We start from the raw sequence: 18,462 nt of genomic DNA on the forward strand, positions 1-18,462 counted from the left end.
GGTCGCGCCTCGCGCCCGCCGCACCCCTCGCCCCCTACCGCGCGGGCACCACCCTCGGGTCCGTGGCCACGCCCCGCGGCACCTCCGGCTACCGGCGCCTCGGCGACGGCCCCGCCTGGGACCGCGTGGTGCGCTCGGAGCTGGCCCCGGCGCACCGGGGCAGGGAGGCGCGGCGCACCGCGCTCACCGCGTTCGTACAGTTCACGGACCTGCACCTGGTGGACGTCCAGCACCCGCTGCGGTACGAGTACCTGCGCGCCCAGACGGCCAGCGCCTGGCGCCCGCAGGAGGCCCTGTCCGTGCCCGGTGCGGTCGCGCTCGTCGAGCGGGTGAACGCGCTGCGCGGCGCGCCCGCCACCGGCGCGCCCCTGCACTTCGTGATGACGACGGGCGACAACACGGACAACAACTCCCGCACCGAACTCGACTGGTTCCTCACCGTGATGAGCGGCGGCCGCGTCACCCCCAACTCCGGCGACCCGCGCCACTACGAAGGCGTGCAGAACAGCGGCCTGAAGCTGTACTGGCACCCCGACGCCGCGCTGCGCGACGCCGACAAGGGGCACGGCTTCCCCCACCTGCCGGGCTTCCTGGACGCCGCGATCCGCGAGGTCAACAGCCCCGGCCTGAACCTGCCCTGGTACTCGACCGTCGGCAACCACGACGCCCTGCCCGGCGGCTGTTACGCCCCCGGTGACTCCTTCTTCACCGACCTCGCCGTCGGCGGGCGCAAGCTGATGGAGCTCGACGCGGCCCGCGGCGCCGCCCTGTGGAAGGCCGTCAAGAAGGGCCGCGACCCCAAGGGCGCCCACTTCAAGGAGATACTGCGGGCCGAGGCGCGCCGCATGCGGCCGGTCACCCCCGACGAGGCCCGCGCCCCCTTCACGCCCGCCGAGTACGTCCGGGCCCACCTCGACCCCGCGCACGAGGGCCCCGGACCCGTCGGCCACGGCTACACCCGGCGGAACCTGGCCGACGGCACGCAGTACTACACCTTTCGCATCTCCGACGACGTCCTCGGCATCAGCCTGGACACCACCGACCCCGGCGGCCACTACGAGGGCTCGCTCGGCACCGGCCAACTGCGCTGGCTGGAACGCACCCTGCGGCAGGTCGAGAAGAGCGGCGACGCCTCGTACGTCATCGTCTTCAGCCACCACACCAGCCGCAGCATGCGCAACCTGGTGACCGACCCGCGCCACCCGCACGAGGCCCGGCACGGCGGCGACGAGGTCCTGGCGCTGCTGCGCCGCCACCGCTCCGTGCTCGCCTGGGTGAACGGCCACAGCCACAAGAACGCCATCACCCCGCACGGCACCCTGTGGGAGGTGTCCACCGCCTCGCATGTGGACTTCCCCCAGCTCGCGCGCGTCATCGAGCTGACCGACAACCACGACGGGACGCTGTCGCTGTTCACCACGCTCATCGAGTCCGCGGCTCCGCACCGCACGGATCACACCGACCTCTCCCAGACCGGTCTCGCCGCCCTCTACCGCGAACTGGCCCTCAACGCCCCCGGCGCCAGATCCACCCTCAGCGGCACCCCGGGCGACCGCAACACGGAACTCGTCCTCCGCAAGGGCTGAAGCACGGGCTGGAAGTAGCGCTGGAACGAACCAGCACTGGAACAAGGGCTGGAACACGGGCTGGAACAGGGTCGAAGTGCTCCCGCAGGGATCGTCGACCGGGTGTACGGCGCCGGGTCCCGCGGCACCCGACGCGTTCACCCGTGCCAGTCGTCCCCCTCGGGCCGGGTGCCGGCCGTGACCGTGCGCCGGCGGCGGAGTTCTGCCGTACGGAGACGGAGTCCCGCCGCGCGCCGCGCACGGACACCGTGACGACGACCCGAGGAAGGGACACCACCCATGCCACTGCCCGGACGACTCACACCGGCGCGTACGGGGCTCGTGGGAGCGGCCCTCGCGGCCGCGGTGACGGCGGGGACCCTGACCGCGGCCCCCGCGGCCCCCGCCGCCCCCGCTGCCTCCGCCGTCCGCGCCGTCCTCGCCGCCACCGCCGTCACCGCGGCCACGGACCGGGCGCACCACCCCGCCACGGACCACGGCCACCACCGGACACAGGCCGTCCTGGAGGCGGCCGTGCGCGCCGGTGCCCCCGGTGCGACGGCCCACGCGTGGGACGGCCGCGGCCCCTGGGGCGGCGCCGCGGGCGTCGGCGACCTCGTCGGGCGGACCCCGCGCGGCGAGCACGACCGCTTCCGCGCGGCCAGCATCACCAAGACGTTCGTGGCCACCGTGCTGCTCCAACTGGAGGCGGAGGGCCGGCTCGACCTGGACGACAAGGTCGGGAGGTGGCTGCCCGGGGTGGTCGAGGGCAGCGGCCACGACGGCGACCGGATCAGCGTCCGCCGGCTCCTCAACCACACCAGCGGCATCCACGACTTCAGCGAGGACCCGCACTTCGAGCGGCGGGTCGCCACCCCGGAGTTCTTCGCGCACCGCCACCGCACCTGGACGCCGCGCTCCCTGGTCGCGATCGCGATGCGCCACGAGCCGGACTTCGCCCCCGGCACGGGCTGGGGCTACTCCAACACCAACTACGTCGTCGCCGGGATGATCATCGAGAAGGTCACCGGACGCCCCTACGGCGAGGAGATCCGCCGCCGCGTCATCGACCCCCTGCACCTGGGCGCCACCTCGGTCCCCGGCACCGACCCCACGCTGCCTCGCCCCAGCTCACGGGCGTACTCCAAGCTGTCCGACAGCTCCGCGGGCCCCACCTACGACGTCACCGAGTTCAACCCGTCCCTGGCGGGCGCGTCGGGCGAGGTGATCTCCAGCGCGGCGGACCTGAACCGTTTCTACACGGCCCTGCTACGCGGTGCCCTGCTGCCGGACGAACAGCTCGCCGCGATGAAGAAGACGGTCCCGGCCACCGGCGAGGAAGCGGCGGGCAACCGCTACGGCCTCGGCCTGATGCGGCTCGAACTGCCCTGCGGCACGGTCCTGTGGGGCCACGGCGGCCGCATCCACGGCTCCCTGAGCATGGCCGTGACCACGCCCGACGGCGGCCACGCGCTCACGTACAACTTCAACGGCGACTGGATCCGCGGCAAAAACAAGATCCTCGACGCCGAGTTCTGCCCCACCACCTGACGCCTGACGCCTGACGCCTGATGCCTGGCGCCTGACTGCGGGCGGCCGGGGCCTGACGGTTGATGGCGGGGGGGGGCTGACGCCTGATGGTGGGCGGCTGGGCGCCGGGCGGGGCTCGACCCGCCCGGCGCCACCGCACATCCGGCCCCCGCCCCGGGGGCGCCGCGCTCATCTCGGCAGCACGACCACGTACGCCGCGGGCTCCCGGTCCGTCGCCGCCATCAGGGCCGTCCGGACCACCGCCGCCTGCTGGTGCGCCGCGTCGCGCAGCTTCTTCGGGGTGATGTGTACGACGGTGATGCCGAGCTGCTCCAGGTGCTCGCGCTTGCGGGCGTACGCGGACCACTGCTCGTCGTCCTCCTGCGCCCCCTGCGGGAAGCCGTGCCGCGGGCCGGGCCGGGAGCCGTGCCGCGGTGCCCGCGTGTCCAGCTCCACCGCCACCGCCTGCTCGGGCCAGTACGCGTCGACACCGCCCAGGGGCGGCCCGCCCGGCAGGCGCAGGTCGACGTTCCACAGCGGGTCCGGGAGCCCGTGGTCGCGCACCAGCGCGTGCAGCCGGTCCTCGGCGATCGCGCGCCCCTCGGCGAGCAGCGAGTCCACGGCGCCCACCACGTGCGGCCGGCCGAGGAGCCGGGCCCGGGTCAGCTCCGCGACCAGCGCGGCCGGTTCGCAGTGGCCGTCGCGCACCGCCTCGGTGAGCAGCCGCCGCACCGCGCCCGCGTCGGTGAGCTGCGCCACCGCGTCGGCGAGCGCGCGCGGCACCGTCGCCACCGCCAGGCCCGCGACCTGCTCCGGGGTGGGCAGCGCGGCCGCGCGCACGAGCCGGACGCAGCCGGTGGAGCGCAGCCGCCGGGTGCGCGGCACCAGGACGTCGACGCGGTCCAGGGAGAGCAGCGGCGGGGCGGCGGTGAAGCGGTGCAGGGCGAGCGCCGCGAGCCCGGTGATCAGCGCGTCCGCGTACGCGGCGGGGCCGGTGTGCGCCTCGCCCGGCCGGGGCTGCGCCGGGATGGACCGGGTCTCCTTGGCCGCGGGCCGCCCGGCGTAGAGCAGCACGCCGTGCAGCCGCTCCTCGCTGGTGGGCGGCCCCGGGTGCAGCAGATAGACGCCGGGCAGGAACTGCTGCCAGGGGCCGCCGGCGCGGCAGTGCGCGGTGACGTCCGCGGCGCCGACCCCGTGCGCGCGGAGCTGGGCCGCGCTCATGACGCGCCGCTGGACGTCGGCGAGGTGGCGCAACGGGCGGGGGGAGAGCGGGGTGTTGTGGTTCATGCCGGGGCCATTCCCGCCACCGGTCCGGGCCCTAACCGCTGTTACAGGCTCGTCGACAAAACCGGACAACCCCGTCCTAAAGTACGGGAGTTCGAACTCCGAAAAGGCCCGGTTCGCGGGGGGCACCCCCGACCGAAGGCTTCTCCCGCCTCCGGCCCGGGGGTGCTCCGGCCCCGGCCCCCGTCAGGCCTGGGGCGAGCCCGCGTCGCAGGCCTGGGCCCGCAGGGCCCGGGCCAGGTCGTCGCGGGCCTCCAGGACGAGGCGGCGCAGCGCCGGCGGGGCCGACTCGTGGGCGGCGAGCCACGCGTCGGCGGCGGCCAGCGTCTCCGGGCTGTCCTGGAGGTGCGGGAACAGCCCCCGCACCACGTCCATGCCGATCTGGATGGACCGCTCGGCCCAGACCCGCTCGATGGCCTCGAAGTACTTCGGGGCGTACGCGGCGGTCAGCTCCCGCTGCGAGGGCTGCGCGAACCCCGCGATGGTCGCCTCCACCAGGGCGTTGGACAGCGCGTCCGACTCCACCACGGAGGCCCAGGCCTGCGCCTTGACCGCCGCCGAGGGGCGCGCGGCCAGGCAGCGGACCTGGTGGCGCTTGCCGGAGGCCGTGTCGTCCCGGGCCAGCTCGGCCGCGAGGACCTGCTCGTCCGCCGCGCCGTGCACCGCGAGCGGCAGCAGGAACGCCCAGCGCAGCTCCTGGTCCACCTCCAGGCCGTCGATCTTCGCGGTGCCCTCCAGGAGGCCCTGGAGCAACTGGAGGTCGGCCTCCGAGGAGGCGACGGAGGCGAAGAACCGCGCCCACGTGAGCTGGTGCTGGCTGCCCGGTGCGGCGATGCGCAGCTCCCGCAGGGCCTCGTCGGCGAGCAGCCGCCCGCCCTCCGCGCGCCAGGCGGGCGCGGCGTAGTGCGTGCGGGCGCTGCCGGCCCAGGCGTGCAGCATCTGGAGCACGCCGATGTCGGTCTCGCGCCCGGCGAACCGCAGCACGAGGTCGATGAAGTCCCGCGCGGGCATGAGCCCGTCCCGCGTGAGGTTCCACAGCGCCGACCAGCACAGGGCCCGGGCGAGCGGGTCGGTGAGGTCGCCGAGGTGCCCGCGCAGCGTGGCCAGGGAGGTCTCGTCGAAGCGGATCTTGCAGTACGTGAGGTCGTCGTCGTTGACGAGGACCAGCTCGGGCGCCTCGGCGCCGACCAGCTCGGTGACGACGGTGCGGGGCCCGTCGACGTCCACCTCGGCACGGGCGTAGCGCACGAGGTCGCCCGCGTCCGAGCGGCGGTACAGCCCCACCGCCACCCGGTGCGGGCGCAGCGTCGGGTGGCTCTCCGCCGCCTCCTGGAGGATGGCCAGCTCGGTGACGCGGCCCTCCGCGCTCAGCAGGACCTGCGGCGTCAGGGAGTTGACGCCCGCGGTCTCCAGCCAGGCCCGCGACCAGGCCGCCATGTCGCGCCCGCTGGTCTCCTCCAGGACCGAGAGCAGGTCACCGAGGCGGGTGTTGCCGTACGCGTGGCGCTTGAAGTAGCGCCGGGCGCCCTCCAGGAACGCGTCCCGGCCCGCGTAGGCCACGAGCTGCTTGAGCACCGAGGCACCCTTGGCGTACGTGATCCCGTCGAAGTTGAGCTTGGCGTCCTCCAGGTCGCGGATGTCGGCCGTGACCGGGTGCGTGGAGGGGAGCTGGTCGGCGCGGTAGGCCCACGCCTTGCGGTTGTTGGCGAAGGTGATCCAGCCGTTGGTGAAGCGGGTGGCCTCGACCATCGAGAAGGAGCCCATGAAGTCGGCGAAGGACTCCTTGAGCCACAGGTCGTCCCACCAGCGCATGGTGACCAGGTCGCCGAACCACATGTGCGCCATCTCGTGCAGGATGACGTTCGCCCGGCGCTCGTACGACGCCTGGGTCACCTTGCCGCGGAAGATGAACTCCTCGCGGAAGGTCACGCAGCCCGGGTTCTCCATCGCGCCGAGGTTGTACTCCGGCACGAAGGCCTGGTCGTACTTCCCGAAGGGGTACGGGTAGTCGAAGTGGTCGTGGAAGAAGTCCAGGCCCTGCTTGGTGACCAGGAAGACGTCGTCCGCGTCGAAGTGCTTGGCGAGGCCCTTGCGGCACATCGCGCCGAGGGGGATCTCCAGGCGGGTGCCGTCCTCAAGGACGCGCTCGTAGGAGTCGGTCACGTAGTGGTACGGGCCCGCGACGACCGCGGTGATGTACGTCGAGATCGGCTTGGTCTCCGCGAACCGCCAGACGCCGTCGGTCTCCTCTCCCACCCCGTTGCTCCACACCGTCCAGCCCTCGGGGGCCCGGGCGGAGAAGCGGAAGGGGGCCTTCAAGTCGGGCTGCTCGAAGTTGGCGAAGACGCGGCGCGAGTCCGCGGGCTCGTACTGCGTGTACAGATAGACCTCGCCGTCCTCCGGGTCGACGAAGCGGTGCATGCCCTCGCCCGTGCGGCTGTAGGCGCACTGGGCGTCCACCACCAGCTCGTTCTCCTCGCGCAGGTCCTCCAGCGCGATGCGGGTGCCGTCGAACACCTCGGACGGGTCGAGGTCCTTGCCGTTCAGCGACACGGCCGTGACGCTCGGCGCGACCAGGTCCGCGAAGCTCGCCGCGCCCGGCTCGGCGCAGCGGAAGCGGATCGTGGTCACCGAGCGGAACGTGCGCGGCCCGGCGTCGCCTTGCCGGCTCGCGTCGCCGTCGCCGTCGCCGATCGCCGAGCGCAGGTCGAGGAAGACCTCGTACCCGTCGACGGACAACAGCGCGGCTCGCTCCTGGGCCTCGTCGCGGGTCAGATTCTCACCGGGCACGGGCGGCACTCCCTTGTGGCTCGCATGACTCGTCGGAATGCCTCTGATCCTCGCATGTGCCCCGGTCGGCGGACATCAGGGAATGCCCCGCCGCGTCCCCGACGTTGCCCTGGCCAGGCTCCGAACACATTCCCTAGGGAGAGACATGTCCGAGACCCCGGCGACCCCTGCGACCCCTGTGCCTTCCGCGACCCCCGTGTCCTCCGCGACGACCGCGGACGGCAAGACCCCCGTCGACTTCTGGTTCGACCCGCTGTGCCCCTGGGCCTGGATGACCTCCCGCTGGGTCCTGGAGGTGGAGAAGGTCCGCGACATCGAGGTCCGCTGGCACCTGATGAGCCTCGCCGTCCTCAACGAGAACAAGCTCGACGAGCTGCCCGAGGAGTACCGCGAGATGCTCCGCACCTCGGCCTGGGGCCCGGTGCGCGTGGTCATCGCCGCGCAGCAGGAGCACGGCGCCGAGGTGCTCGGCCGCCTCTACACCGCGCTCGGCACCCGCTTCCACAACCGGGGCGAGGGCCCCACCAAGGAGGCCGTCGCCGGCGCCCTGAAGGAGGTCGGCCTGCCCGAGACCCTCCTGGACCACTGGGACTCCACGCCGTACGAGGCCGAGCTGCGCGCCTCGCACCAGGAGGGCATCGACAAGGTGGGCCAGGACGTCGGCACGCCCGTCATCGCCGTGCCGGGCGCCGACGGCGAGCAGATCGCCTTCTTCGGTCCGGTGGTCACCCCGGCCCCCAAGGGCGAGGCCGCGGCCCGCCTGTGGGACGGCACGCTGCTCGTGGCGTCGACGCCGGGCTTCTACGAGATCAAGCGCACGCGGACCCAGGGGCCGGTCTTCGACTGACCCCGACCCGTCGGATGACGGCCCCGGCCGACGCTCCCCGGCCGGCGGCCTCAGTCGAGGACCGGGAGCCTGATGGGCTCGGGGAAGGGCCGCTTGTTGGAGCCGGTGCGCAGGTTGCGGCAGCCGGGGGCGAGGCACACCAGGAACTCGTTCACCGCCGCGCGGCCCAGGCGGTTCTTGAGCCAGCGCTGCTCGGGCCCCTCCAGCTTCCGGTGGGGTTCGTCCGCGTCGCACGTCCAGCAGTACTCGTCCGTCGTCATGCGAGTACCTTCGGCCGGAACGGCGCATACCGAAAGGCCCCTCGCGAGTCACGTCCTCGCGAGGGGCCTTTCCTCCATCCGCCCGCCCGCGTGAAAGGTGAGAAGACGATCACGAGGCGGGACGTTCCTCAGGGGCGGCGCCCAGGTGTCACGGGGCGAGCAGCAGGCTGTTCACGCGCTGCTTGGCGGCCTCGTAGCGCTTGGCCACGTCCTGCCAGTTGACGACCTGCCACATGGCCTCGATGAAGTCCACCTTCTGGTTCTTGTACTGCAGGTAGAAGGCGTGCTCCCAGGCGTCGAAGACCAGGATCGGCGTGGAGCCCTGGCCGACGTTGCCCTGGTGGTCGTAGACCTGCTCGACGATGAGGCGGCCGCTGAGCGGCTCGTAGGCGAGCACGCCCCAGCCGGAGCCCTGCGTGGTCGCCGAGGCCTTGGTGAGCTGGGCCTTGAACTTGGCGAACGAGCCGAAGGACTCGGTGATGGCGTCCGCCAGCTCGCCCACGCCGTCGGCGTGCGTCGGCTCGCCGCCGCCACCGTCCTTCGGGCTGTTCATGTTGTGCCAGTAGATGCTGTGCAGGATGTGCCCGGAGAGGTGGAAGGCCAGGTTCTTCTCCAGGCCGTTGATGGCGCCCCACGACTCCTTGTCGCGCGCCTCCTCCAACTGCTCCAGGGTGTCGTTCGCGCCCTTCACGTACGCGGCGTGGTGCTTGTCGTGGTGCAGCTCGATGATCTGCGGGTTGATCACCGGCTCCAGCGCCGCGTAGTCGTACGGAAGCTCAGGGAGCGTGTAAATGGCCATCAGTGAAACCCTCCGACCGTGCCCCGCGGGAAGCCGTGCCGTATCGCCCGGTGCCGCGGCACACCTCTTATTGCGACCTATGTGCAAGTGCAGGCTAGCAGCAGCAGACCGGAGAAGTTGATCAGCCCTTCGTCCTAGGCCGGGAGAACCACCGGAGGGGCGCGGGCGGACCGGCGGCCGCCCGACGGAGTCCCGGTCCGCACGACGAAGGCCCGGCCCGCGCGACGAAGGCCCGGTCCGCGCGGTGGGCGCGGACCGGGCCTTCAGGGCTGAGTGCTGAGCGCTGCGCGCTCGTCGCTCGGTGCCGGGTGTCCAGTTCTCGACTCGGCCGTACGGATCCGGCCGTACGGATCCGGCCGTACGGATCCGACCGTACGGAATCGGACTGTGCGGACTCGGGCCGTACGCACTCGGATCAGACGCGCGGCGCCGTCTCCTCGGCGGCGGCGGTCCCGTTGCCCGCCCCCGTCCTCTGCCGTACGAAGCCGACGATCATGAGGATCAGCGTCAGGGCGCCGGTGTAGGCGAGCTGCGTACGGGTCTCGTCCTCGCGGAGCATCAGGACGAACACCGCGGCCATCCCGGCCAGCGCCACGTACGTCAGCCAGGGGAAGAGCCACATCTTCACCACGAGCTTCTCCGGCGCCTCGCGCTCCAGCTTGGTGCGCAGCCGCAACTGGGCGGCGGCGATGAAGAACCAGACGACGAGGATGATCGCGCCGATCGTGTTGAGCAGCCACTGGAAGATGTCGTCGGGGCGCCAGTAGCTGAGCAGCACGCACACGAACCCGAAGGCGGAGGAGGTCAGGACCGCGATGCGCGGCACGCCGTGGTACAGCCGGCCGAGCACCTTCGGGCCCTGGCCGCGTTGCACCAGGGAGTTGGCCATGCGCGAGGCACCGTAGATGTTGGCGTTCATCGCGGAGAGCAGGGCGATGAGGATGACGACGTTCATGATCTGGCCGGCGCCGTCGATGCCGATGTGGTCGAGCGTGGCGACGTACGGGCCCTTGGCGGCGACCTCCTCGGCGGTCCAGGGCAGCAGCGTCACCACGACGGCCATGGAGCCGATGTAGAAGACGGCGATCCGCCACATCGCGGTGCGCACGGCCTTGGCCACGCCCTGGACGGGGTGCTCGGACTCGGCCGCCGCGATGGTGACCGTCTCCAGGCCGCCGTACGCGAAGACCGAGGCGAGCAGGCCGACGATGAGGCCGTCCACGCCGTTGGGCATGAACCCGCCGTGCCCGGTGAGGTTGGACATGCCCGGGGCCTCGGTGTCCGGGAGCAGGCCCAGGATGGCGAGGACGGAGATGCCGAGGAAGAGCACGATCGCGGTGATCTTCAGGGCGGCGAACCAGAACTCGAACTCGCCGAAGTTCTTCACCGCGGCGAGGTTCGTGCCGCAGAACACCAGCATGAACAGGGCGACCCAGGCCCACTCGGGCACGCCCGGCACCCAGCCGTGCACGATCTGCGCGGCGCCGATGCCCTCCAGGCCGACGGCCACGCACAGCAGGAACCAGAAGGACCAGCCCGCCGTGAACCCGGCCCACGAGCCGAGGGCCCGGTCGGCGTGCACGGAGAAGGAGCCGGAGGAGGGGTAGGCCGCGGCCATCTCGCCCAGCATGCGCATGACGAGCATGACCAGGGCGCCGGACAGGGTGTAGGCGAGGATGATCGAGGGGCCCGCCGCGGCGATGGCCTTCCCGGAGCCCACGAAGAGCCCGGCGCCGATCACGCCGCCGAGGGCGATCATCGACAGATGACGCTGCTTGAGGCCGTGCCCGAGCGGCGCTCCGGACTCGGGTGGGGCGTCTTTCACGGACGTCTGAGACATGGGCGTCCCTGTTCGGTAGCGGGATACGGCGGGGGGGGCGGTGGGGGGAGGGTGGAACCGCGCGGGAACCGCAGGGGGGAAGTGGGCCCACAGTCTGAGCACTGGCACCGCTCACAGGGAACAGGTGACCGGTATACGGACACGACGCTCACACAAGGTGAAGACGTCTTCACATCGCGATCACATTTGCTCGGGTGGCGGCGCCCGCTGTACCGACGCGGCCGACCGCCGGCGGGTGGCGGCCGACACGGAAACCGCGCGGTGACGCGGGCGCTACGCCCGGCGCGTCCGCCACTCCCGCAGCAGCGCCACCGCGATCACCGTCGCCGTGGCCCCCGCCGACCACAGGAGCTGCGGGCGCGCCCCGTCGTCCCGGAGCATCAGCGCGAACACCACGCCCATCGCGGCCAGCGCCGCCCAGGTCAGCCAGGGGAAGAACCACATGCGCAGGGTGAGCCGCTCCGGCGCCTCGCGCTCGATGCGGCGGCGCAGCCGCAACTGCGAGACGGCGATCAGCGCCCAGACGAAGAGGAGCGCCGCGCCGACCGAGTTGAGCATGTAGAGGAACACCGACTCGGGCCACTTCAGGTTGAGCAGCACCGAGACGAAGCCGAAGGCCACGGAGGCGAGCACCGCGCGGCGCGGCACCCCGCCTCCGGACACCGCCAGCAGGCCCTTGGGCGCCTCGCCGCGCTCGGCGAGCGAGAACACCATGCGCGAGGCCCCGTACAGGTTGGCGTTCAGGGACGACAGGAGCGCCACGAACACCACGATGTTCATGAGCGTCCCGGCGGACGGGACGCCGATGGAGTCCAGCACCTTCACATACGGACTGAACCCCGCCCGCTGCGCGGTCCACGGCAGCACCGTCACGATGACCAGCATCGAGCCCACGTAGAAGAAGAGGATGCGGTACACGGCGCTGCGCACCGCGCGGGCCACCGACCGCACCGGGTCGTCCGACTCGGCGGCGGCGATCGTGACGATCTCCAGGCCGCCGAAGGCGAACAGGACCACCACGACGCCGGAGACGACGCCGTCCCAGCCGAGCGGCAGGAAGCCGCCCGCGCCGGTGAGGTGGGACAGGCCGACCGGGTCGGTGTCCGGCAGCACCCCGAAGATCGCCAGCAGCCCCAGGACGAGGAACGCGACGATGGCGCAGACCTTCAGGGCCGCGAACCAGAACTCGAACTCGCCGAAGTTCTTCACCGCCACCAGGTTGGCGCCGGTGAAGAAGAGCATGAAGACGAGCACCCAGCACCACTGCGGCACCCCGGGCGCCCACGCGTGCGCGATCGCCGCCGCGCCGGTCGCCTCCACGGCGAGCACGACGACCAGCAGGAACCAGTACAGCCAGCCCACGGAGAACCCGGCCCACCGGCCGAGCGCCCGCTCGGCGTGCACGGAGAACGACCCCGACGCCGGCATGGCCGCCGACATCTCGCCGAGCATCCGCATCACGCACATCGCGAGGGCGCCCGCGATCAGGTACGACAGGACGATGCCGGGGCCCGCGACCGCGATCCCGGCGCCCGAGCCGACGAACAGCCCGGCCCCGATCACGCCGCCGAGCCCCAGCATGGTCAGGTGGCGCTGCTTGAGCCCGCCACCGAGGGGTTCGGGCGCCCCGGACAGGGGCTCGGGCCCGCCGTCGACGGCACGCCCACCGGCTGCGGGCACCGCGGTGCGCGGTGGCGACGAGTCGTGGGTCACGGCCCTTGCTCTCCTGGATCCCGGGGACGACGGTCCCCGGTCGGGTTCGGTGGGAAGGTCCCCGGTCGGGTCCCGATGGCAGATCCCCGGTCGGGTCCCGGTGGAACGTCCCCGGTCGGGTTCGGACCGTCCCCGTCGGGTTTGGTGGGAATCCACAGTCTCACCGGCGGTCACCCCCGAGGCAACCTGGGACCTGGCCGCCGCTGACCTCAGTGACGAGCATCACGCGGAACGACGTGTGAGCGACGTGTGAGGCCCGGACTTTGTGCGGAGCCCACCAACCCCGGCGCGAGCCCTTTGTGGCCGCGCCCCGCTGATCCGGGGGGCGCCCCTGGGATAGCGTCACGGTGTCCCATCAGCCACCCGCCTCACCTCGCGGAGTCCCCATGAGCACCGCTGTCGTCCCCACCCGTTCCGGGCAGGTCCTCGCCGACCTGCTGCCCGCCTCCCGTCTGAAGGACGCCACCCTCGTGCTCGGCGGCGCCGCGCTCACCGGGCTCGCCGCCCAGATCGCCGTGCCCGTGCCGGGCTCCCCGGTGCCGGTGACGGGGCAGACCTTCGCGGCGCTCCTGGTCGGCACGGCGCTCGGCACGCGCCGCGGCTTCCTGTCGCTCGCGCTGTACGCCCTGGTCGGCATGGCGGGCATGCCCTGGTTCGCCGAGGCCAAGTCCGGCTTCGGGGCGCCCTCGCTCGGCTACGTCTTCGGCATGATGCTCGCCGCCGCCGTGGTGGGCTCCCTGGCCCGGCGCGGCGCCGACCGCAACGTGCTGCGCACGGCCGGGACGATGGCCCTCGGCTCCGCGATCATCTACGCGGTCGGCGTGCCGTACCTGGCCGCGTCCACCGGCATGTCCCTGACCGAGGCGGTCGCGGCGGGCCTGACCCCGTTCCTGCTCGGCGACGCCCTCAAGGCCGCGCTGGCCATGGGCGCGCTGCCGCTGTCGTGGAAGCTGCTCGGCGACAAGGGCTGATCAGCGACAAGGGCTGACCGGCGGCAGAGGCTGCCCGGCGGCACGAGCCGGCCGGCGGGGAGAGCCGGCCGGCACGGCCGCCGCGGGGCGGCTCAGCCGACGGGGTAGTTCCGCCTGAAGAGGTTCGCCGGGTCGTACGTGGCCTTCAGCCCGGCGAGCCTCTTCCGCGTCTGTTCGTCGTACAGCCCCTCGGGGCGGTCCCCGCCGGCGAAGGCGAAGTTCAGCGACCGGCCCAGGGCGGCCGGCTCCAGCGGCTCCAGCGCCCGGGCGTAGAACTCCCGCAGGGCCGCGCGGTCCGTGCCCTGAAGGGGGGACAGGACGCGCACCAGCCAGGCGGCGTCCCGGTGCGGCACGGCGTTGCCGGTGTTGCCGGCGTTGCCGGTGGTGCCCGTGTTGCCGACGGGGCGGGCGAGCGCGCCGCCCAGGTGGTTGAGCTGGACGACGTGCATGTGCCCGGCGTCGGGCCCGGTGAGCGCGAGCAGCCGCTCGAAGCCGGGCAGGTCCAGCTCGGCGAGCATCCGGTTGTCGCCGTAGTAGGCGTGCGGGAAGTCCGGGTCGCTGTGGATGGTGTGGCTCTCGGTGTACGGCAGCTCCCGCAGCTCGTCCGAGACGGCGGGCCCGATCGCGCGCAGCGGCGCCACCAGCCGCTCCCCCTCCTCGGCCGTGCCCGTGAAGGCGACGCGTACGGCAATCAGGTAGCGCCCCCGCAGGTGCGGCGGGAGCTGCGGCAGGTCGGGGTAGACCAGGGCCGCCACGGAGGAGGTCACCTCGTCGGGCACGGTCGCGGTCCAGGCGGTGTAGGCGCGCAGGACCGCCGCCGGGTCGACCTCGCGGCCGTCGAAGGTGAGCGCCCCGCCGTACAGCCGCGTCACCGGCACCAGGCCGACCTCCAGCGCGGTCACCACGCCGAGGTTGGCGCCGCCGCCGAGCAGGCCCCAGAACAGCTCCGGGTCGCCGGCCGCCGTGACGTGCCGCGGCTGCCCGTCGGCGGTGACCACGTCGAGCGACCGCACGTGGTCGGCCGTGTAGCCGAACTCCCGGGCGAGGATGCCGAGGCCGCCGCCCAGCGTGTACGACACCGCGCCGACGCCCGGCGCCGAGCCGTTGAGCGGGGCGAGGCCGTGCTCCGCGGCGGCCGCGACGACCTGTCCCCAGCGGGTGCCCGCGCCGATCCGCGCGGTCCGGGCCGCGGCGTCGATCCGTACGGAGTCCATCCGGCGCGTGGTGATCAGGACGCCGCCCCGGGAGGCGTCCGGCAGGCCGTGCCCGGTGGCCTGGACGCCGACGGGCAGACCGGCCCCGGCCGCGTACCGGACGGCGGCCACGACGTCGTCGGTGTCCGCCGCCGCGAACACGATCTCCGGCCGCTGGGCGAAACCGGTCTGGAATCCGGCGATCTCGTCGTCGTAGCCGTCCTCGCCGGGCCGGAAGACGCGTCGCCGCGCGGTGAAGTCGGTGGTGTCCACGGGTTTCACGGGGTGCCTCCGTCGTGCGTGCCGATCTTGCTGACGGGACGCACTCTGCCGGGAAAACCTGACAGGCGCCGTCAGCTTTTCGCGGGGTGCGCGAAACGCCGACGGCGCCTGTGGGGGTGCCCGTCGAGGGCGGGGGCCGGGCCCGGGCGGGGGCTCAGGCCTGGCGGGGCCGGACCTTCTCGCGGACCAGGGAGAAGCCGAGCACCAGCGCGCCGACGAGGAGCGAGAGCACCATCTGCTTGCGCCCGGCGTCGTCGTACAGCATGTAGACGATCACGAACGAGATCATGCCGATGGTGACCCAGGTCAGGTACGGGAAGAGCCACATCTTGACGACGAGCTTCTCCGGCTCCTCGCGCAGGATGATCCCGCGCATCCTCAACTGCGTGAAGCAGATGACGAGCCACACGAACAGCGCGACCGCGCCGGACGAGTTGAGCAGGAAGTCGAAGACGGTGTCCGGCCACTGGTAGTTGAACCAGACGGCGGCGAAGCCGAAGACGACCGAGCCGAGGATCGCCGTGCGCGGCACGCCGTTGGAGTCGGTGCGCGCGAAGGCCTTCGGCGCGTCCCCGCGCTGGCCGAGGGAGAAGGCCATGCGGGAGGCGGTGTAGAGGCCGGAGTTCAGGCAGGAGAGCACCGCGGTGAGCACGATCACGTTCATCACCTGACCGGCGTGCGGAATGCCGATCGAGTTCAGCGCGGCGACGTACGAGCCGTCCTTGGCGATGGACGGGTCGTTCCAGGGCAGCAGCGTCACGACCACGAAGATCGAGCCCAGGTAGAAGACGCCGATGCGCCAGATGACGCTGTTGGTGGCCTTGGTGACGGCGCGCTGCGGGTCCTCGGACTCACCGGCGGCGAGCGTGACGATCTCCGAGCCCATGAAGGAGAAGACCACCATCAGGACGCCGGTGAGGATGGCGCCCGCGCCCTCCGGCATGAAGCCGCCCGCGTCCGTGAGGTGCGCGAAGCCCTTGCCGGGGTTGTCGGAGCCCGGCAGCAGGCCGAACACCGCGAGCATGCCGATCACGACGAAGGCGCCGATCGCCAGGACCTTGATCCCGGCGAACCAGAACTCGAACTCGCCGTACGAGCCGACCGAGACGAGGTTCGTCGCGGTGAGCACCACCATCACGATGAGGGCCCAGCCCCACTGCGGGATCGCCGGTATCCAGCCCTCCAGGATCACGGCACCGGCGGTGGCCTCCACCGCGAGCACCACGACCCAGAAGAACCAGTACAGCCAGCCGATGGTGAAGCCGGCCCAGCGGCCGAGCGCCTGGTCGGCGTAGGCGGAGAAGGAGCCCGAGGTCGGCCGGGCCGCGGCCATCTCGCCGAGCATCCGCATCACGAGGACGACCATGGTGCCGACGAGGGCGTACGACACGAGGATCGCCGGGCCCGCGGCCTTGATTCCGGACGAGGAGCCGACGAACAGACCCGCACCGATCACGCCACCGATGGCGATCATGGACAGATGGCGGTTCTTGAGACCGGCCTGGAGACCGTCACCGCCGCCGTTCCCGCTCCCCGGCTGGGATTTCACGGGCCCGTCGGGGGTGCTGTCTTCCTTCGCAAGGGACGGTTGCGAGGTCATACGCAGATCCTTTGGTTCACGGGCATGAGCTTCCGCATTCAAGCTCAGGGGCGTACGGGGCGAAAGACCCGTCTCCGGATCGTTGTATTTCGGAGAATGCTGAGTGAACGTCCGATTACCGACGATGACCGGCCACCTTCTGTGGACCCGGATTGGCCTGAACCAATCGGTGCGGGCGCCCCGGCCCCCACGGCGGCTACCCGCCACCGCGCATGCCACACTCGGACCCATGCGCGTGTACCTCGGCTCCGATCATGCCGGTTACGAACTCAAGAACCACCTCGTCGAGTGGCTCACGGCCCACGGCCACGAGCCCGTCGACTGCGGGCCCCACATCTACGACGCCCAGGACGACTACCCGCCGTTCTGCCTGCGCGCCGCGGAGCGGACGGCCGCGGACCCCGACTCCCTCGGCATCGTCATCGGCGGCTCCGGCAACGGGGAGCAGATCGCCGCGAACAAGGTGAAGGGCGTGCGCGCGGCGCTCGCCTGGAGCGAGCAGACGGCGGCGCTCGGGCGCGAGCACAACGACGCGAACGTGCTCTCCATCGGCGGGCGGATGCACACCGTGGACGAGGCCACGAAGTTCGTGGAGATCTTCCTGGCGACGCCGTACTCCGGTGACGAGCGGCACACCCGCCGCATCAAGATGCTGGCGCGCTACGAGACCTCGGGAGAGCTCCCCCCGATCCCCCCGCACCACCCGCAGCCCTGACCCACGCGGGGCGCCCCAGTCCCGCCCCTTTCCCGAAACCAGGGGCTGCCGCCCCTGGACCCCGCTTTTTTCGGCGCTCCGCGCCTCGTCCTCAAGCGCCGGACGGGCTAGGGGATAGCCCGTCCGGCGTTTGAGGACGAGCGCGTCAGCGCGATTTCGGGGGTCCGGGGGGCGGAGCCCCCTGGTTTCGGGAAGGGGCGGGATTGGGGAGCCCCCGGCAGGGAGCGCTTACGTCGCCGGGGCCTGGACCAAGGGCTCCTTGGTGAAGAGGGCGCCCAGGGCGGGGGCGTTGAGGCGGCGGGTGGTGAGGCGGAGGGCCTCCCAGACGGTGACCTGGTTGGCGGTGAGGACCGGCTTGCCGAGGGCGGCCTCCAGGTCCTGGACGTACGCGGCGGTGTGCAGCGCCGTGTCCGGCAGCAGCACCGCCTGCGCCGCAGGATGGTCCCCCGCCCGGGCGAGGGCCAGCACCTCCTCGCGCCCCCAGGTGCCGGCCTCCGCGGCGGTGGCGACGCCGCTGGAGCGCGCGGACACGACGTCGAGGCCCGCGGCCGCGAGGAAGGCGGAGAAGTGGGCGGCGACCTCCTCGGGGTACGTCGCCGCGACGGCCACCCGCGTCGCGCCCAGCTCCCGTACCGCGTGCGCGAAGGCGAAGGACGTGGAGGAGGCGGGCAGCCCCGCGGCCCGCGCCAGGGCGCGCACCTGGTCGTGCGCGCCCTCCCAGCCGAAGACGAAGCTGCCGCTGGTGCACGCCCACACCACGGCCTCCGCCCCGGTCAGCCGCAGCTCCTCCACCCCGGCGGCCAGCCGCGCCGGCGACCCCGTCTCCAGGAGCGCGTCGACGCGGTGCGCGTCCTCGCCGATGTCGGTGTGGACGACCTGGAGGCGGACGTCGGAGCCCAGGAGCTGCTCGATGCGCGGGTAGTCGTCCTCGGCGGAGTGCCCCGGGTAGAGGAATCCGAGTGCGGTCAAGTCCAGCCTCCTTCTGGGGCGGGGCCCGCGGTTCCGGGCCCCGCGGGCGGGTCGGGCAGGGCCTCCGGCGCCGGCGAGGCGGGCGGCGACACGTCCGCCGCCGG

14 protein-coding genes are annotated in these 18,462 nt (G+C 72.6%); 5 read left to right on the top strand and 9 right to left on the bottom strand.

The window, feature by feature from the left end:
• Both IE330_RS32880 and IE330_RS32885 read left to right on the top strand, forming a co-directional pair.
• Nucleotides 1-1,586: TIGR03767 family metallophosphoesterase (locus tag IE330_RS32880; RefSeq protein WP_190139836.1), on the top strand; the 1,586-nt coding region annotated here is incomplete at its 5' end.
• 279 nt (nt 1,587-1,865) lie between these two features.
• Nucleotides 1,866-3,116 (top strand): serine hydrolase domain-containing protein, encoded by a 1,251-nt coding sequence (locus IE330_RS32885; protein ID WP_190139837.1) that lies wholly within the window; start codon nt 1,866-1,868, stop codon nt 3,114-3,116.
• Nucleotides 3,117-3,284: 168 nt separating this feature from the next.
• Here the strand turns inward: IE330_RS32885 and IE330_RS32890 are convergent, their stop codons facing one another.
• Both IE330_RS32890 and pepN read right to left on the bottom strand, forming a co-directional pair.
• Nucleotides 3,285-4,382 (bottom strand): hypothetical protein, encoded by a 1,098-nt coding sequence (locus IE330_RS32890; protein WP_190139838.1) that lies wholly within the window; start codon nt 4,380-4,382, stop codon nt 3,285-3,287.
• Between the two features lie 183 nt (nt 4,383-4,565).
• A complete protein-coding gene (pepN, locus tag IE330_RS32895; RefSeq protein ID WP_190139839.1) occupies nt 4,566-7,169 on the bottom strand; it encodes an aminopeptidase N in 2,604 nt (867 codons plus the stop codon).
• Nucleotides 7,170-7,365: 196 nt separating this feature from the next.
• Between pepN and IE330_RS32900 the strand changes: the two genes are divergently transcribed.
• Nucleotides 7,366-8,016 carry a mycothiol-dependent nitroreductase Rv2466c family protein gene (locus tag IE330_RS32900; RefSeq protein ID WP_190139840.1) on the top strand — a complete coding sequence of 217 codons (651 nt, stop codon included), beginning with the start codon at nt 7,366-7,368 and terminating at the stop codon, nt 8,014-8,016.
• A 50-nt stretch (nt 8,017-8,066) separates the two neighbouring features.
• Here IE330_RS32900 and IE330_RS32905 read toward each other — a convergent pair whose 3' ends face one another.
• From IE330_RS32905 to IE330_RS32920, 4 genes are all read right to left on the bottom strand, one after another.
• Nucleotides 8,067-8,276 carry a hypothetical protein gene (locus tag IE330_RS32905; protein WP_190139841.1) on the bottom strand — a complete coding sequence of 70 codons (210 nt, stop codon included), beginning with the start codon at nt 8,274-8,276 and terminating at the stop codon, nt 8,067-8,069.
• Nucleotides 8,277-8,424: 148 nt separating this feature from the next.
• Nucleotides 8,425-9,075 (bottom strand): superoxide dismutase, encoded by a 651-nt coding sequence (locus tag IE330_RS32910; protein ID WP_190139842.1) that lies wholly within the window; start codon nt 9,073-9,075, stop codon nt 8,425-8,427.
• A gap of 415 nt (nt 9,076-9,490) precedes the next feature.
• Nucleotides 9,491-10,915, bottom strand: a complete 1,425-nt coding sequence (locus tag IE330_RS32915) for an amino acid permease (protein WP_190139843.1) — start codon at nt 10,913-10,915, stop codon at nt 9,491-9,493.
• Between the two features lie 273 nt (nt 10,916-11,188).
• Entirely contained in the window at nt 11,189-12,496 is a 1,308-nt protein-coding gene (locus tag IE330_RS32920; protein WP_229926095.1) for an amino acid permease, read from the bottom strand.
• A gap of 518 nt (nt 12,497-13,014) precedes the next feature.
• On the opposite strand from IE330_RS32920, the gene IE330_RS32925 reads away from it, so the two are divergent.
• A complete protein-coding gene (locus IE330_RS32925) occupies nt 13,015-13,599 on the top strand; it encodes a biotin transporter BioY (protein ID WP_190139844.1) in 585 nt (194 codons plus the stop codon).
• 92 nt (nt 13,600-13,691) lie between these two features.
• On the opposite strand, the gene IE330_RS32930 is transcribed toward IE330_RS32925, so the two are convergent.
• Together IE330_RS32930 and IE330_RS32935 are read right to left on the bottom strand one after the other, a co-directional pair.
• Entirely contained in the window at nt 13,692-15,074 is a 1,383-nt protein-coding gene (locus tag IE330_RS32930) for an FAD-binding oxidoreductase (protein WP_373314789.1), read from the bottom strand.
• 154 nt (nt 15,075-15,228) lie between these two features.
• Nucleotides 15,229-16,674: an amino acid permease gene (locus IE330_RS32935; protein ID WP_190139845.1), complete on the bottom strand. Its 1,446-nt coding sequence runs from the start codon at nt 16,672-16,674 to the stop codon at nt 15,229-15,231.
• Nucleotides 16,675-16,903: 229 nt separating this feature from the next.
• On the opposite strand from IE330_RS32935, the gene IE330_RS32940 reads away from it, so the two are divergent.
• Nucleotides 16,904-17,389 (top strand): ribose-5-phosphate isomerase, encoded by a 486-nt coding sequence (locus IE330_RS32940; RefSeq protein ID WP_190139846.1) that lies wholly within the window; start codon nt 16,904-16,906, stop codon nt 17,387-17,389.
• Between the two features lie 228 nt (nt 17,390-17,617).
• Here the strand turns inward: IE330_RS32940 and IE330_RS32945 are convergent, their stop codons facing one another.
• On the bottom strand, nt 17,618-18,358 hold the full coding sequence (locus IE330_RS32945) for a maleate cis-trans isomerase family protein (protein ID WP_190139847.1): 741 nt from the start codon (nt 18,356-18,358) through the stop codon (nt 17,618-17,620).
• Nucleotides 18,359-18,462 lie beyond the last annotated feature (104 nt).

The sequence above is a fragment of the Streptomyces longispororuber genome (assembly GCF_014656095.1).
In the GTDB taxonomy this organism is placed as follows: Bacteria; Actinomycetota; Actinomycetes; order Streptomycetales; family Streptomycetaceae; genus Streptomyces; species Streptomyces longispororuber.